This is a genomic window from Candidatus Marifrigoribacter sp. Uisw_064 (assembly GCF_047730175.1).
Taxonomy (GTDB): Bacteria; Bacteroidota; Bacteroidia; order Flavobacteriales; family Flavobacteriaceae; genus Marifrigoribacter.
This window is the reverse complement of sequence record NZ_CP159833.1, coordinates 1-15,000: the sequence shown is the minus strand read 5'-3', so window position 1 is coordinate 15,000 and position 15,000 is coordinate 1. Positions and strand designations below refer to the sequence as shown.

The following is a 15,000-nucleotide window of genomic DNA, read 5'->3' as shown; positions in this document are numbered from 1 at the left end:
AAGAGGAACTGTTTTATCTTCAGAATTGATGTTCTCTAGTAATTGAGAAACGGTCATTTTTTCTAAACCTTGATATTTAGAATCTTTTTCAGTTGTTTTAATAAAATCCATGAGACAAAATTACAATAATAATTGAAATAGCATTTTACTCTACGGTATAATTAAATGTATACGTTTGGGAAATTCTAAAATAACCTAAAGGAAAATTTTCTGAATTCGTATTATTAATAACATTACCTCTTACGGTTGCAGGTTGTGTCTCAAATGGACCTCCTGTATCATCAGATCCTTGTTGTAGTAAAATCAACATGAAATTGTAAAACTGCCGATCTACTCCATATAGATTAAAGTCTATTTCATCATTAGTTTCTAAATCTTCTACAGAATAAATTCCAAATATCTGATTGCCATCAAAGAACACATCTTCATACGTATCTAAAACAGATCCTTTTTCGGATCTTGCTTCAAAAAAGTAATAATTTTCTTCACCTCCAGGATCTGTAAAAAACGCTTTAATTTCAACTTCATCACCTGTAAATCCACCGTCATTTCTTTGTTCTACAAATTCAATTGGGACAGAAGAGATTAACTGTTGAGTTGCTGTATAGATTTCATCATTATATAGAATTTCAAGAGTATAGTTTACATTAAATTCAGGTATTAGAGTATTTTTATAGACTCCAAACTCTATGTGTTCAAAATCAAAAATCTCTCCAGTATCAGAAGTAATTGTTACGATAGCATTTGTTACAAAAGGAATCTCATCATCGAAAAAAGGTGCTGTTGTAGTAAGCTTTACAGATGGGTTTGAAGTGCCGTCCTCTAAAAGATTGATACTTGCTTCAATCACTAAACGTGGTTCGCTTGTATTTAAATCTACCTCTATTACCTCTTCACATGAACAAAGTAATCCAAAAAATAATACTAAATAAATTGCTCTCATAGATTAAAATTTAAAATTATAGGTTACTGAAGGTATGATGCCAAAAATTGAAAGTTTGACTGCTTCATTTTTTTGAATATCAGTGTTTTCTCTAAATGAAACTGAGGCAGCATTTTTCCGGTTGTACAAATTATAGATACTGAAAACCCATTCACTTTTCCATCTTTTTTTCGAATTAGGTTTTGGGGTCCATGTTGCTGAAATGTCTATATGATGGTAAGAACTTAATCGACTACTATTTCTATCTTCATAGACAGGTATTACTAAGTCATTAAACTCATACTGACCTAAAGGATAGGTGGTTGGCTGACCTGTTTGGTATACTAAATTCGCTCCAAAAAGCCATTTTTTTGAAAATTCATATTGTGCTGTAATCGAAATGTCATGGGTTTTATCCCAAGGAGAATTATACCAATTGCCATTATTTATACCTGATTCTGTATTATTTCTGCCAGGTGTTTTTTGTTCACTTTTTGAAAGAGTATAAGCAATCCATCCTTTTAGTTTTCCTTTGTCTTTTCTGAAAAGTAGTTCTAAACCATAGGCTCTAGCTTCTCCTTTTAAAAGAATTTGTTCAACAGCATTGTTAGCAATTAAATCTGCATCATCTACATAATCTAATCGGTTGCTTACTTTTTTATAGAAAGATTCAACAGCAAAAGAATAATTATTAAACGTTTTAAAATATCCTATTGCAACTTGGTCCGCTAGTTGTGGCTCTATGTATTTACCACTAGGAACGTAAATGTCGAATGGAGTAGGAGAAGTAGTATTAGAAATTAAATGAATGTACTGACTCATTCTATTGTAGCTTAACTTTACTGAGGAAGTTTCATTTAATAGATATGCTATTGATAATCTTGGCTCTAAATTGGCAAACGATCTTATTGTTTCAGAACGTTTAAAGTTTAGCGTATCTATTGGAGATGCTTTTTGATAAATATCTAATTCTGAATTATAAATAATAGAGTTGCCATTTTCATAGACTTGTAATTCATCTTGCCCCAATCTATTAAATGTTGAAAGTCTTAAACCAGCTTGAATGGCTAATTTTTCAGATATTTTAAATTCAGCATCTACATATAAACCATTTTCAAAAGCAAACTTATCGGTTAATTTTAAAGGGTTGATACCTGAAGAATCGCCTAAGGGTTTAATATTACCGGGATTGAATTTGTAATAAATACTATTTAACCCATAATGAAGATCTATTTTATCTGAAAGATAATGGGTAAAATCATATTTTAAATTCATGTTTTGTATTCCACTATCAAACTGAAAATCTACAAAAGTAAGTTCTAAACCATAGTAATAATCTGAATAAATTAAAGAAAGGTTAGAGAACAATTTTTCATTAAATAAATGATTCCAACGCAAATTTAAAGTCGTATTCCCAAAGGTATTTGAAAAGCTATCGCTGATTCTAAAGACATCTCTACCAAAGTATCCAGAAAGGAATAGTTTATTATTATCGTTTACATTATAACTTACTTTGGTATTTAAATCGTAAAAATAAGCGATGTTATCATTATCAAACAAAGGAAGAAAAAGGTGTGCATAACTACTTCTACCTCCAATTAAGAAAGAGGCAGTGTCTTTTTTAATAGGGCCTTCCAATAATAATCTACTAGCCACTAAACCAATACCTCCAGTACCTTTAAATTTTTTCTTATTACCATCCTTCTGATAAATGTCTAAAACAGATGAAATTCGTCCGCCAAATTTAGCTGGAATTCCTCCTTTATATAAGGTGAGATCCTTAATTGCATCAGGATTAAAAACAGAGAAAAACCCAAATAGGTGAGAGGAACTATACAAAGTAGCTTCATCTAAAAGTACTAAATTTTGATCTGCAGCCCCACCACGTACATTAAATCCACTAGCTCCTTCGCCAGCATTTGTAACACCTGGTAATAAAGTTAAAGCTTTTAAAACATCAGCTTCACCTAAAACTACAGGGATGTTTTTTATTGTTTTAGAATTAAGTGTATTGACACTCATTTGAGGGTCACGAATGTTTAGTTTCTCGTTGTCTACCTCTATAATTACTGCATCTAATTGTTCTAGGTTTTCAGCAAGAGAAACATTTTTAATTATATTTTCTATTAAATTAATGGTAGTCTTTTCAGTATTAAACCCTAAACTACTGTAGAACACTTCATATTCACCTTCTAGTAATGTGATTGAATAATATCCATATTCGTTTGTAATTGCACCTGTTTGCAGGCTAGGAATTAAAACATTGACTCCAATTAAAGTTTCACCTGTTTCAGTTTCAATTAAGGTTCCACTTAACGTGTATTTTTCTTGACCAAAAAGAATATTGCTAAAAAGGAATAATAGGAAGAGTGTTTTTTTCAAGGATTTTTTTTTACAAAAATAAGCATAAAAAAAGCCTTCAGATATACGGAAGGCTTTTTTAAATATATTTTAACATCTACTAGTAATAAGTGAATCTTGTCAATTATATTTTAATGATTTTCTTTGTTATAGTAATACCATCAATAGTTTTAAATGATATTATATAAACACCACTGTTCATTAGGCTTAAATCTATAGCGCTATCAAGTCCTTTCAATTCATTCGAAAAAATAATTCGTCCTTGAAGATCTGAAATGCTATAATCGCTTATCCTTCCTAAAGTACGATCGTATGAAATAGTTATAGCTGCGGCAGTTGGATTTGGAAATACTTTTATTTTAGAAGCAAACGCTTCAATATCTTCAATTGACAGCACATTAAAAATAACTTCTATTTCTTCTGAACTTAATTCGCGATCGTACACTAGAATATCATCTAATGTCCCTGGAAACTGTCGATTAGGAGCATCAGCTTGAGTACCTACACTAAAAGGTAATGGACTTGCTGAAATAGGAGTATTGTTAGTAGCTGTGCCTACAAGTTCTCCGTTTATATATAGCTTTGAGTCTACACCATTATAAGTGGCAGCAACATGGGTCCATTCTCCTGTTGGAATAAACCCTGAATCGATAGGGGTTGGACCATTAACGTTCCAACGAACTCCTTGGTCTGGATTTAAACCTAAATAATAGCCGCCAGTTCCTGGACCGTTCCAGTTATTTAGAATCCCAGTCCAATCAACAATAGATTCACCTATTTCCATCCAAATACATAATGAAAAAGTACTATCCGAATCAAAGTTAAAAGCATTTGGGTTAGAAATTAGATCCAAGTATTCGTTAATGAAAAGTAACGCTCGATCTGATTCTCCAAATCGATCATCAGCAGGAAATAGTATTCCAATACCTGCTACCTCAAGATCGAGCTCCGATGGGCTTGAGTCTTCATATAAGCCATCATCTAAATTATAATGCCCAACCAATCCGTCTGTTGGTATCTGTGCATACCCTGAAAAAAATAAAGAAAGACACATTAGTATAAAAATAAATTGCTTTTTCATAATATATGGTGTGTTAGTTTTTATAAAAGTACATTATTTTTTTAATATATAATTTGAGGGCTAATACAATATAATTATGAGTAGTATTTTAAAATTAGAAAATAAAAAAGCCTTCAGGATAACTGAAGGCTTTTTATAAATATATTTTAGTTCCACTAATAATAAGTGAACCTTCTAACTTTAGCTATGTGTTTGGCTAACCTAATCACTTGATGGCTATAACCATATTCATTATCATACCAAACATATAATACACAGTTCTTACCATCCTCAGTAACGATCGTAGCTTTACTATCAAAAATTGATGGAGCAGAAGAACCAACGATATCGCTAGACACTAATTCATTGTTTAGAGAATATTTGATTTGCTCTACTAAATTACCTTCCATAGCATACCTTTTAATCATGGCATTTAATTCTTCTACAGTGGTATTTTTTTCAAGTCTTAAACTAAGAATTGCCAGCGATCCGTTTGGTACAGGAACACGAATTGCATTTGAGGTTAATTTTCCTTCAAAAGAAGGTAATGCTTTAGTTACGGCTTTTCCAGCACCAGTTTCGGTGATTACCATGTTTAAAGCTGCAGCACGACCTCTTCTATATTTCTTATGCATATTGTCTACCAAATTTTGGTCATTTGTATAAGCATGTATGGTTTCTAAGTGTCCATTTACAACGCCTAAAGTATCTTCCATTGCTTTAAGTACTGGTGTAATAGCGTTTGTAGTACAAGAAGCTGCAGAGAAAATATCTACTATATTTGGATCATGTTCTTTATGATTTACACCATGAACAATATTTGGAACTCCTTTCCCAGGAGCTGTTAATAATACTTTAGAAGCACCTTTAGATTTTAAGTGTCTTGCTAATTCAGCATCATCACGAAATGCGCCAGTATTGTCAATAATTAACGCATCTTTAATACCGTAAGCAGTATAGTCGATATCTTCTGGAGCATTTGCAGAAATTATATAAACAGTTGTACCATTAATTACAAGTGCTTTATTTTCAAGATCTACAGAAACTGTTCCATTAAAATCGTTATGAACTGAATCATACTGTAACAATGAAGCTCTTTTTTCTAACACAGTTTGGTCAATTGAACCTCTAGTTACAATGGCTCTTAATCTCATTTGTGAACCTTTACCAGCTTGAGACATTAATTCTCTAGCCAATAATCTTCCGATACGACCAAAACCGTATAATACAACATCTTTAGGTTTGATGGTATTTCCGTTTTTAGCATCTTTTAATTTGTCAGTTACAAAAGCTAAAGCATCTTCGTATTGATTATCTTGTAAATGATATTCGTAGGTTAATTTACCAATATCAAGTTTTGATGGAGGTAAATCTAATAAGCTAATTGCTTGTGCTATTTCAACAGAATCAAAAATAGAGATCGATTTTTCAACAAAATCTTTAGCGTATTTATGAAGATTTAAAATATCACTCACATTACGGTCTATTAATTGGTTTCTAAAAATCACCAATTCAATTGACTTGTCGTACCATAAGTCACTTACAATTTTAATAAATTCTACTGTTGCTTTACGGCGGTCGGTTTGAAAGGAAAGTTCTTTTTCATAAACATCAATAAAACTCATAGGTATGTGTTTTTTAAAGGGTTATAATTTTGTGCAAAAATACTTATTTATATATGATGGAGAAAGTTATTTGGCAAAATAAATACCCTTCAAAAAAAATAATATTTTCGAAGGGTATTTTTTCAATAATTTTAGGGGCTTATCTGAAAATAAAACTATTCATTTCTCCTTGCTGATCAATAAATGTAATTTTAATCGGATCATTTTTATGACGTGAATCCATAATTCTTTGTGCATCATTAATAGAAGAAACTTTTTTATCATTAATTTTAAAAATGATGACACCCGCTAAATTGTATTGTTCTATATCTCTTGTTAGGGCCCTATTTACTTTAACTCCATATGTTAAATCAAGATTTTTTAATTCGCTTTTAGCGGCATTTTTAATCTCTAAACCTAGGTCTTCTAATTCGTATGTTTCTAGTTTAACTAAAGTTACTGGAATATTTCTTTTTTCACCATTCCTTAGTAAGGTGACCTGTACTTCATCATTAGGGCGTTTAGAACCTAAATAGCCAACTAAATCTGAAAATTTACCAATTCTAATTCCGTCAACTTCTTTAATTATATCACCTTTTTCAATTCCACTTTTATCTGCTCCGCTACCTTTTTCAATACCGTTAACAAACACTCCTTCGGTTTCATTGATGCCCATATTATTTGCAAATTCTGAATTTAGGTTTCTTCCTGTAATTCCTAATATGCCACGTTGAACATCGCCAAACTCCATGATGTCTTCAATTACTTTACGCGCATTATTTGAAGGCACTGCAAATGAATATCCTACATAAGTTCCTGTTTCAGAAGTGATCGCAGTATTAATTCCAATCAACTCACCACTCGTGTTTACTAAAGCACCTCCGCTATTTCCTTTGTTTACTGCAGCATCCGTTTGTATAAACGACTGAGGATTCCCGTCAAATTCATTTAAATCACGTGCTTTAGCGCTTACAATTCCTGCAGTAACAGTAGAAGTGAGGTTGAAAGGATTACCGACGGCTAACACCCATTCTCCAATTTTTAATTCATTAGAATCTCCAAAAGGAATATAAGGTAATTCAACATCTGGCTCAACTTTAATTAAAGCAATATCAGTTTTTGGGTCTGTCCCAACCAATACAGCAGTATACGTTTTATTATTGTTTAATGTAACTTCAAGCTGAGTAGAATTATCAATTACATGATTGTTCGTTATTATATAACCATCGGGAGAAATAATCACTCCACTTCCTGATCCTATCATTGCTCTAGCTCTTCCTCCTCCAGAAAAGTATTCCCTGAGTGAAGTTGGTTGTTGGCTAATGGTTGTATTTTTAACATGTACTACAGCATGTACTGTTTTTTCTGCTGCGTCTGTGAAATCTATATTGGAGCTATTTAAAGTTGGGCTTTTATAACTTGTAGGTATAAAAGATGAAGTTTCACTTTGTGTCATAACAACAGTTGCATATTCTGGTTCTAAAAAGTATTTGTACCCTCCTAGTGTAACAGTACCAGCAATAATAGCTACTAATAATAAACGAAATATTTGTTTCATAGTTTTTAATTTTTAGATAATACATTGATAACATCAAATTGGAGATTATTAGTATGTAGGTAAAACACTTTAACTCGTATTTAACATCATAAAAACATTTTGTTAACTCTTTGCTTTTAGTACATTTGTTCTTCATGCAATTCACTTTTTATAAATATCAAGGAACCGGGAATGATTTTATTATAATAGACAATAGAACGTTATTGTTTCCGAAAGAAGATACTAAAACGATAGCGCAAATGTGCGACCGTAGGTTTGGTATTGGAGCTGATGGATTGTTATTATTTGAAAACCATGACGATTTAGACTTCAAAATGGTCTATTACAATGCAGATGGATATTTAGGCTCTATGTGTGGTAATGGAGGAAGATGTATGGTACATTTCGCTAACTATTTAAACGTCATTAAAAATAAAACAGTGTTTGAGGCTTCTGATGGAATACATGAAGCTTTTATTAAAAACGATTTGATTTCACTAAAAATGAACGATGTTTCAGAAATTAAAAAAGGTGAAAATTTTACATTTATGAATACAGGCTCTCCACATCATGTAGAGATGGTTGATGATTTAGTCAACTTTCCTGTAAAAGAGAAAGGGGAGTGGGTTCGTTTTAAAACCTACGGAAATGAAGGGGCAAATGTTAACTTTGTGTATCAATTAAATGACCAAGATTTTAGAGTTAGAACCTATGAGCGAGGTGTTGAAGATGAAACTTTATCTTGTGGTACTGGAGTAACAGCTGTAGCAATAGCAATGTATGAAACAAATAAAACCATCGCTAACAATATAACATTGCATACTGAAGGGGGTATTCTTGAAGTTCGATTTATAAAAGAGAATGAAAAATATACTTCAATTTATCTTTCAGGTCCAGCACAACAAGTTTTTAAAGGAGTATGGCAATGAAAACATTATTTGGAGCTAACATATATTTAAGAGCCTTAGAGCCCACCGATTTAGATTTTTTATTTAAAGTAGAAAATGATGAATCTCTTTGGGAAGTCAGTAATACTTCTACACCATTTTCAAAATTCATATTATCTCAATACTTAGAAAATTCACATCGTGATATTTTCGATATTAAACAACTTCGCTTAGTCATCTGTAAAAAAGAATCCAAAAAACCAATTGGTTGTATCGATTTATTTGAGTTTGAACCAAAACATCATAGAATTGGTATTGGATTAGTAATTTTTTCAGAAGAAGAAAAACAAAAAGGATATGCCTTACAATCTTTAGAATTATTGACAGGCTATGTTTTTCAGCATTTAAATGTTAGAACAGTGTTCGCTAATATTACGGAAAGTAATTTGGCAAGTATTCAACTTTTTGAAAAGGCTGGGTTTAGTAGCGTAGGAGTGAAGAAAGATTGGCTTTTTATACAAGGAGCTTATAAAAATGAAATTTTATATCAATTAATTAATAATGTACATTAAAAAAATAGTAGTTAGCATATTGCTTTTAGGATTAATAGGTATGGCAGCTTTTTCATATTATGTTTATAATGCGGTATTTATACCAAATACTGCCTTTAATAATGAAGAAGCACATATTTATATTCCCACTAACGCTGATTTTAAAGAAGTTTTAGCGGAATTACATCCTTTGCTGAAAGACGATATATCTTTTGAAGCAGTAGCAAACAGAAAAAAATATCCAGCAAATATAAAGCCAGGTCATTATGTGATTAAAAAAGGAATGAACAATAATGATATTGTAAATACAATACGCACTAATAACACTCCTGTAAAAGTAAAGTTTAATAATCAGGAAAGAATAGAAAACTTAGCAGGACATCTTTCTAGGCAAATTGAAATAGACAGTTTAGCAATTTTGAATGCAATGATAGCAGCTGATTTTTTAGCTAAGAATGATTTAAATAAACAAAATGTACTTTCACTATTTATTCCAAACACCTATGAAGTATATTGGAATATTACTGCTAAAGGTTTTTGTGACAAAATGCAAAAAGAATACAATCGCTTTTGGAATGATTCAAGACAGCAAAAAGCTAGTGCTATAGGAATGACTGCAGGTGAAGTTATATCATTAGCAGCAATTGTTCAAAAGGAAACAGCTAAAGTTGATGAACGCAAACGTGTCGCAGGGGTTTATATAAACCGAATAAAAAGAAGTATGTTACTTCAAGCAGATCCTACTGTTATTTATGCTAAAAAATTAACTGAGAATAATTTTGATCAGGAGATTAAAAGAGTATTGTATAAAGATTTGGAAATAGACTCACCTTATAATACCTATAAAAATATAGGATTACCGCCTGGTCCCATAACAATGCCAGATATAACATCTATAGATGCTGTGTTAAATTATGAAAACCATAATTATTTTTATTTTGTAGCAAACGTTGTGGATTTTGGATATCATAAATTTGCTAAAACATTTGCGCAACATAATAGAAACCGTCAAGAATATGTTCGTTGGATAAATAATCAAGGTGTAAACAGATAGTTTTATAATTAAAAGCTGCTTATTTATTATATGATTAATATCATTTCTCTCCCTTACCCCTAGTATTAATTTTGACCCAGAATTAGATGCTATTCGCATCAAGTATTTGATTAAGAAATATTTAACAGTCTATTAATCATATAATTGAAAAAGGTTGTATATTTGCGCACTGAAAAAAAAAGAGACAGGAATTCTCTTTAAATTTAAATAAAATGAAACGTAACATACTACAAATTAGTTTTTTACTTGTTATTTTGCTAGGTATTATGACAGGTTTTTCTAACAAGGTAGAAGCAGATTTATCACAGTACCAAATGAATGATTTGGAGCTTTGCTATGATGTGCCTAACGAAAATGAAGTAGATACTTTTATATTAGACTTACCTGATTACCATCTTTTTCTTGGAAAATCTTATGTGGGATTTAAAGAAGCTGTTGGATTTAAAGAGTCAAGAGGAGATTATTCCGTTACTAATGAATATGGTTATATGGGCAAATACCAATTTGGGAAAGGAACTCTTAAGATGATTGGTATTCATGATTCAAGCTATTTCTTGGAAGACACAAAGTTACAAGAACAAGCTTTTACTGCATATGCAGCACGAAATAAATGGATTTTAAGACGTGATATTAAACGTTATGTAGGCACTTATATACATGGAGTGAAAATCACAGAATCTGGAATTTTAGCAGCGGCACATTTAGGTGGTGCTGGAAATGTAAAAATTTATTTAAGAAGTGGTGGAATGAATAGCTTTAGTGATGCTTTTGGAACTTCTATTGGATACTATCTTAAAAAATTCTCAGGCTATGACACTTCATTTGTAATAGCAAATAAGAAAGCTACAGTATTATAATATAAATTATTTTTGAATAATAAATAAGGTGGGTCTTTTATGAAGGTCCACCTTTACTTTTTTCCATTCTTCTATTGTATTCGTTCTAATATATTCAGTAGGCAATGTAATATCACAAGCAACACATAATTTTGTTTGATGATGCAATGCTATTTTTAAACTTTCTAGCATTTGATTATTACGATAAGGTGTTTCAATAAAAGATTGAGATTGATTATATTCTATAGATAGCTTTTCTAGGCGTTTAAGTTCAATTTTTCGTTCTGCTTTGTCAATGGGTAAATACCCATTAAAAGCAAAATTTTGACCATTAAATCCACTAGCCATCATTGCTAAAAGAATAGAGGAGGGGCCAACTAAAGGAACAACTTTAATTCCTTTTAAATGCGCCTGTTGAACTATTAAGGCTCCAGGGTCGGCAATTCCCGGACATCCAGCATCTGAAATGACACCAACATCTTTCCCCTCAAAACAGGGTTCCAGCATTTCTGGAATTTCAATTTCATTGGTAAATTTATTAATCTGATTAATATCTAAATCAGATTGCGCTTTTTTAGGTGCAATGCTTTTAATAAACCTACGGGCATTCTTTTCGTGTTCTACAATATAGTAATCTATATTTTCGATTGCTTTTTTAACCAATAAAGGCAATACTTCCAAGGGGGAAGTATCACCTAATGTACATGGTATTAAATAAAGTTTACCTCTTTCAGGTTGCATTCAAATTTATTTAACAACTAATTTCTTAATAATAGATTGTCCGCTTTCTATTGTAGTTTTTACTAAATAAACACCGTCACTAAGGTGACTAATTGGGATTTGTTTTTCAGAAAGTGATATGTTTTTTTCAGTATAAAGAATACTTCCTTTTAAGTCCATTATTGAAATAGAACTTATTATATTATTGTTAGTAAGGCTTACTTGTAGACTTTCTGAAGCTGGATTAGGAGATAAAGTTAATTGGTTTGCTAGATCAAAATCTGGATTAGCTAACACTCCTCCTTGAACCTTATAAATACTTCCTTGGATATCTACGATATATAGTTCCTTATTAATGTCTTCTCCAAATGAAACCCAGATTCCACCATAATCACCAAGATTGACAATGTTCTCTGTTCCATCTAAATATTGAATATCACCATTTCCTGTGGTTGCAAAAATATAAACGCCTGCAATATCGGAGTACATTGTTCCTCTATATACATATCCACCTACCACATTACAAAAGCACTCAGGTATCGGGAATACTGCTACAGGAAAAGTCATTTCAGACATTGGAACACATCCTGCTGTATTGAAAGGATCATCTCCTTCATAACAACGCCATCCATAGTTAAGATCGGCTTCTGTAGAGTGTACACGGTTTATTTCTTCAAATGCATTTTGACCCACATCTCCAATCCATAAATCTCCAGTGGTTTCATCAAAAGTATATCTCCAAGGGTTTCTTAAGCCAATAGCCCAAATCTCATCACGACCTTCAGGATTTCCTACATAAGGATTGTCTACAGGGATTCCATAATTTTCTCCACCTCCTGGGTTATCAACATCGATACGTAGCATTTTACCTAATAATTCTAATGGATTTTGTGCACGATTACCTGGATCACCTCCGCTACCTCCATCACCTGTACCAATATATAAAAAGCCATCAGGTCCAAAAGCGACATTACCACCATTGTGGTTTCCAAAAGGCTGAGCAATCGTCATTAATATTAATTCTGAACTGTCATCCCCTAAGTCGGGATTCCCAGCATCTACATTAAACCTAGAAATAACTGTATTACCAGAATTGTTCGTGTAATTAACAAAAAAGTAACCGTTATTAGCATAATCAGGATGAAAATCAAGACCTAAAAGACCTCTTTCACCACCGCTCGAAATTTGACTGTCAATATCTAAAAAGGGGGTAGGATTCACTGAACCATCAGGATTAATAATTTTAATTACTCCATCTTGCTCAATAACAAATAAGCGATCATCTCCAGCATTTTCAATACCTAAGGGGCTTGATAGTCCATCGGCAAATAACTCAATATCCACAGTTTGTGAAAATGAAAGTGTGCTAACTAGTAATAATAAAATAATTGGAATATAATTTTTCATAGTTTTCATTTTTTTACTAAAGTAACAAAATCATTTTGATAAAAGCTTAAAGACGATTCACTATTTTTTCGCAAGCTTTATCCAGCATTTGGTATACTTGATCAAAACCTTGATTTCCTCCATAATAGGGGTCTGGAACATCTACATTTTCACCAGGAAATAATTCATCTAAAATAAGTTGGACCTTTGTTTTGTCTTTTTCAGATTGAGCTAATTTAACAACATTATCGTAATTTGAATTATCCATTACGAATATATAATCGAACATGGAAAAATCTTGTGAATTAAATTGTCTGCCTTTTTGATTTGAAATATTTAGACCATTTTTTTTTGCCACTCCTATACTTCTAGGATCCGGAGGATTACCTACATGCCAATGTCCAGTTCCTGCAGAATCAACAAATACTTTTGAAGCATCAACTTTGGATTTCAATATGCCTTCCGCTAAAGGAGAACGACATATATTGCCTAAGCAGACCATGAGAACTTTTGTTTTCATATTTTAAAGTATTTCAATTTATAAAATGAAATTACTATAAAGTAAGTTTCTTATTTAAATCTTCTACGTATTTTCTGAATTGTTTATCCGTACTAGAAAGATTATTTACGGTCTTGCAAGCGTGCAGTACTGTAGCATGATCACGTTGTCCAATTTGAGATCCAATTGAAGCTAAAGATGCTTTTGTGAATTTCTTAGCAAAAAACATGGCTAATTGTCTAGCTTGAACAATATGACGTTTTCTTGTTTTAGATTGGAGTGTATCAATATCCATTTGAAAATATTCACTAACCACTTTCTGAATGTATTCTATGGATACTTCTCTTTTGGTATGTTTTACATAATTTTCAACAATCTTTCTTGCAAGCTCTATGGTAATTTCTTTTTTATTGAAAGAAGAATGAGCGATTAAAGAAATAATAGCACCTTCTAATTCTCTAATATTCGTTTTAATATTATTCGCTAAAAACTCAACAATTTCTTCAGGCATTTCAACTCCATCTCGGTATAGCTTATTTTTAATTATAGCAACGCGAGTATCATAATCAGGATGATTTAATTCAGCTGAAAGTCCCCATTTAAAACGAGATAATAAACGTTGTTCAATATCAATCATGTCAACAGGTGCTTTATCACTTGTTAAGATCACTTGTTTTCCGTTTTGATGTAAATGATTGAATATATGGAAGAAAACATCTTGTGTTCCTGCTTTACCAGAAAGTAATTGAATGTCATCTACAATTAATATATCTATAATTTGATAGAAGTGAATAAAATCGTTTCTATTATTCTTTTTTACAGATTCTATATATTGTTGCGTAAATTTTTCAGCAGAAATATAAAGCACTGTTTTTTCTGGATATTTATCTTTTATTTCAACTCCAATAGCGTGTGCTAAATGTGTTTTACCTAGACCAACGCCACCAAAAACTAATAATGGATTAAATGAGGTTCCACCAGGTTTATTTGCAACTGCCATTCCTGCGGAACGAGCGAGTCTATTTGAATCACCTTCTAAGAAACTTTCAAAATTATAATTTGGGTTTAATTGAGATTCAATTTTTACATTTCTAATTCCTGGAATTACAAATGGATTTTTTAATTCAGGGCTTTTATTTTTAAGAGGAACATCAACATCTTGAGATTTTAAATGGCCTCTATTTGCGCTTGGAATTTTTTCAGTAAAAGGTTTTTTATTGCCATAAGTGTTCTCCATTTTAATAATGTAGACCAACTTAGCTTTTTCTCCTAATTCTTTAGTAAGAGCTACCTTTAAAATTTTAACGTAATGCTCTTCTAGCCATTCATAGAAAAATTTACTAGGAACTTGAATGCTTAGTGCATCATCCGTTAATTTAACTGCTTTTATTGGCTCAAACCAAGTTTTGTAAGCTTGAGCGGTAATGTTGTCTTCGATAAAGTCAAGACAGTTTTTCCATACCGTGTTAGCAGTTTTGCTCATAGTTTAATTTGAAGAGTTGTTAGTTATTTATGCTATTAAGAAAAGTGATAATATCTGGTTACTTAAAGATTTCTTAACATTGCAAATATGTGAACAAAAA

Annotated in this window: 14 protein-coding genes (1 of these 14 only partly in view); 4 read left to right on the top strand and 10 right to left on the bottom strand. The window is 31.7% G+C overall.

Translation table 11 applies throughout. The features are described 5' to 3' along the window. The 6 genes from murQ to ABXT64_RS00045 form a co-directional block, all read right to left on the bottom strand. On the bottom strand, positions 1-111 hold the beginning of the coding sequence (gene murQ / locus ABXT64_RS00070) for an N-acetylmuramic acid 6-phosphate etherase (RefSeq protein WP_443633357.1). Its footprint begins 705 nt before the window's first position; the window shows 111 of its 816 coding nt (coding positions 1-111); the start codon lies at positions 109-111; the stop codon falls past the left edge of the window. Between the two features lie 34 nt (positions 112-145). Continuing rightward, positions 146-943, bottom strand: coding sequence for a DUF4249 domain-containing protein (locus tag ABXT64_RS00065; protein WP_443633356.1), 798 nt, complete (start codon positions 941-943; stop codon positions 146-148). A gap of 3 nt (positions 944-946) precedes the next feature. Continuing rightward, entirely contained in the window at positions 947-3,304 is a 2,358-nt protein-coding gene (locus ABXT64_RS00060; protein ID WP_443633355.1) for a TonB-dependent receptor, read from the bottom strand. Positions 3,305-3,407: 103 nt separating this feature from the next. After that, positions 3,408-4,364, bottom strand: coding sequence for a LamG-like jellyroll fold domain-containing protein (locus ABXT64_RS00055; RefSeq protein ID WP_443633354.1), 957 nt, complete (start codon positions 4,362-4,364; stop codon positions 3,408-3,410). 155 nt (positions 4,365-4,519) lie between these two features. After that, positions 4,520-5,968: a glyceraldehyde-3-phosphate dehydrogenase gene (locus ABXT64_RS00050; protein WP_443633353.1), complete on the bottom strand. Its 1,449-nt coding sequence runs from the start codon at positions 5,966-5,968 to the stop codon at positions 4,520-4,522. A 139-nt stretch (positions 5,969-6,107) separates the two neighbouring features. Continuing rightward, positions 6,108-7,505 (bottom strand): S1C family serine protease, encoded by a 1,398-nt coding sequence (locus tag ABXT64_RS00045; protein WP_443633352.1) that lies wholly within the window; start codon positions 7,503-7,505, stop codon positions 6,108-6,110. A gap of 134 nt (positions 7,506-7,639) precedes the next feature. Here ABXT64_RS00045 and dapF point away from each other — a divergent pair, with 134 nt between their 5' ends. The 4 genes from dapF to ABXT64_RS00025 all read left to right on the top strand — a co-directional run bounded on the left by dapF (position 7,640) and on the right by ABXT64_RS00025 (position 10,833). Beyond that, a complete protein-coding gene (gene dapF / locus ABXT64_RS00040) occupies positions 7,640-8,413 on the top strand; it encodes a diaminopimelate epimerase (protein WP_443633351.1) in 774 nt (257 codons plus the stop codon). Continuing rightward, entirely contained in the window at positions 8,410-8,943 is a 534-nt protein-coding gene (locus ABXT64_RS00035) for a GNAT family N-acetyltransferase (protein WP_443633350.1), read from the top strand. Before dapF ends, ABXT64_RS00035 begins: the two co-directional genes overlap by 4 nt. Next, the gene (mltG, locus tag ABXT64_RS00030) at positions 8,933-9,976 is read left to right on the top strand and encodes an endolytic transglycosylase MltG (RefSeq protein ID WP_443633349.1); all 1,044 of its coding nucleotides are present in this window, start codon (positions 8,933-8,935) and stop codon (positions 9,974-9,976) included. The genes ABXT64_RS00035 and mltG overlap by 11 nt, the downstream gene beginning before the upstream one ends. Positions 9,977-10,188: 212 nt before the next feature. Continuing rightward, complete coding sequence (locus tag ABXT64_RS00025) at positions 10,189-10,833, top strand: peptidoglycan-binding protein LysM (RefSeq protein ID WP_443633348.1); 645 nt, start codon at positions 10,189-10,191, stop codon at positions 10,831-10,833. 6 nt (positions 10,834-10,839) lie between these two features. Here ABXT64_RS00025 and ABXT64_RS00020 read toward each other — a convergent pair whose 3' ends face one another. Genes ABXT64_RS00020 through dnaA form a run of 4 tightly spaced genes read right to left on the bottom strand, consistent with a single transcriptional unit; the run spans position 10,840 to position 14,900 of the window. Continuing rightward, positions 10,840-11,553, bottom strand: coding sequence for an SAM-dependent methyltransferase (locus ABXT64_RS00020; RefSeq protein ID WP_443633347.1), 714 nt, complete (start codon positions 11,551-11,553; stop codon positions 10,840-10,842). Positions 11,554-11,559: 6 nt separating this feature from the next. Then, positions 11,560-12,939, bottom strand: coding sequence for a PQQ-dependent sugar dehydrogenase (locus ABXT64_RS00015; protein ID WP_443633346.1), 1,380 nt, complete (start codon positions 12,937-12,939; stop codon positions 11,560-11,562). A 46-nt stretch (positions 12,940-12,985) separates the two neighbouring features. Beyond that, on the bottom strand, positions 12,986-13,438 hold the full coding sequence (locus ABXT64_RS00010) for a low molecular weight protein-tyrosine-phosphatase (RefSeq protein ID WP_443633345.1): 453 nt from the start codon (positions 13,436-13,438) through the stop codon (positions 12,986-12,988). Between the two features lie 34 nt (positions 13,439-13,472). Continuing rightward, complete coding sequence (dnaA, locus tag ABXT64_RS00005) at positions 13,473-14,900, bottom strand: chromosomal replication initiator protein DnaA (protein WP_443633344.1); 1,428 nt, start codon at positions 14,898-14,900, stop codon at positions 13,473-13,475. Positions 14,901-15,000 lie beyond the last annotated feature (100 nt).

Coding starts and splice junctions, on each gene's coding strand:
- ABXT64_RS00050 (WP_443633353.1), bottom strand. CDS start 5,968: ATGAGTTTTATTGATGTTTATGAAAAAGAACTTTCCTTTCAAACCGAC.
- mltG (WP_443633349.1), top strand. CDS start 8,933: ATGTACATTAAAAAAATAGTAGTTAGCATATTGCTTTTAGGATTAATA.
- ABXT64_RS00010 (WP_443633345.1), bottom strand. CDS start 13,438: ATGAAAACAAAAGTTCTCATGGTCTGCTTAGGCAATATATGTCGTTCT.
- ABXT64_RS00045 (WP_443633352.1), bottom strand. CDS start 7,505: ATGAAACAAATATTTCGTTTATTATTAGTAGCTATTATTGCTGGTACT.
- ABXT64_RS00065 (WP_443633356.1), bottom strand. CDS start 943: ATGAGAGCAATTTATTTAGTATTATTTTTTGGATTACTTTGTTCATGT.
- ABXT64_RS00035 (WP_443633350.1), top strand. CDS start 8,410: ATGAAAACATTATTTGGAGCTAACATATATTTAAGAGCCTTAGAGCCC.
- ABXT64_RS00015 (WP_443633346.1), bottom strand. CDS start 12,939: ATGAAAAATTATATTCCAATTATTTTATTATTACTAGTTAGCACACTT.
- dapF (WP_443633351.1), top strand. CDS start 7,640: ATGCAATTCACTTTTTATAAATATCAAGGAACCGGGAATGATTTTATT.
- ABXT64_RS00055 (WP_443633354.1), bottom strand. CDS start 4,364: ATGAAAAAGCAATTTATTTTTATACTAATGTGTCTTTCTTTATTTTTT.
- dnaA (WP_443633344.1), bottom strand. CDS start 14,900: ATGAGCAAAACTGCTAACACGGTATGGAAAAACTGTCTTGACTTTATC.
- ABXT64_RS00020 (WP_443633347.1), bottom strand. CDS start 11,553: ATGCAACCTGAAAGAGGTAAACTTTATTTAATACCATGTACATTAGGT.
- ABXT64_RS00025 (WP_443633348.1), top strand. CDS start 10,189: ATGAAACGTAACATACTACAAATTAGTTTTTTACTTGTTATTTTGCTA.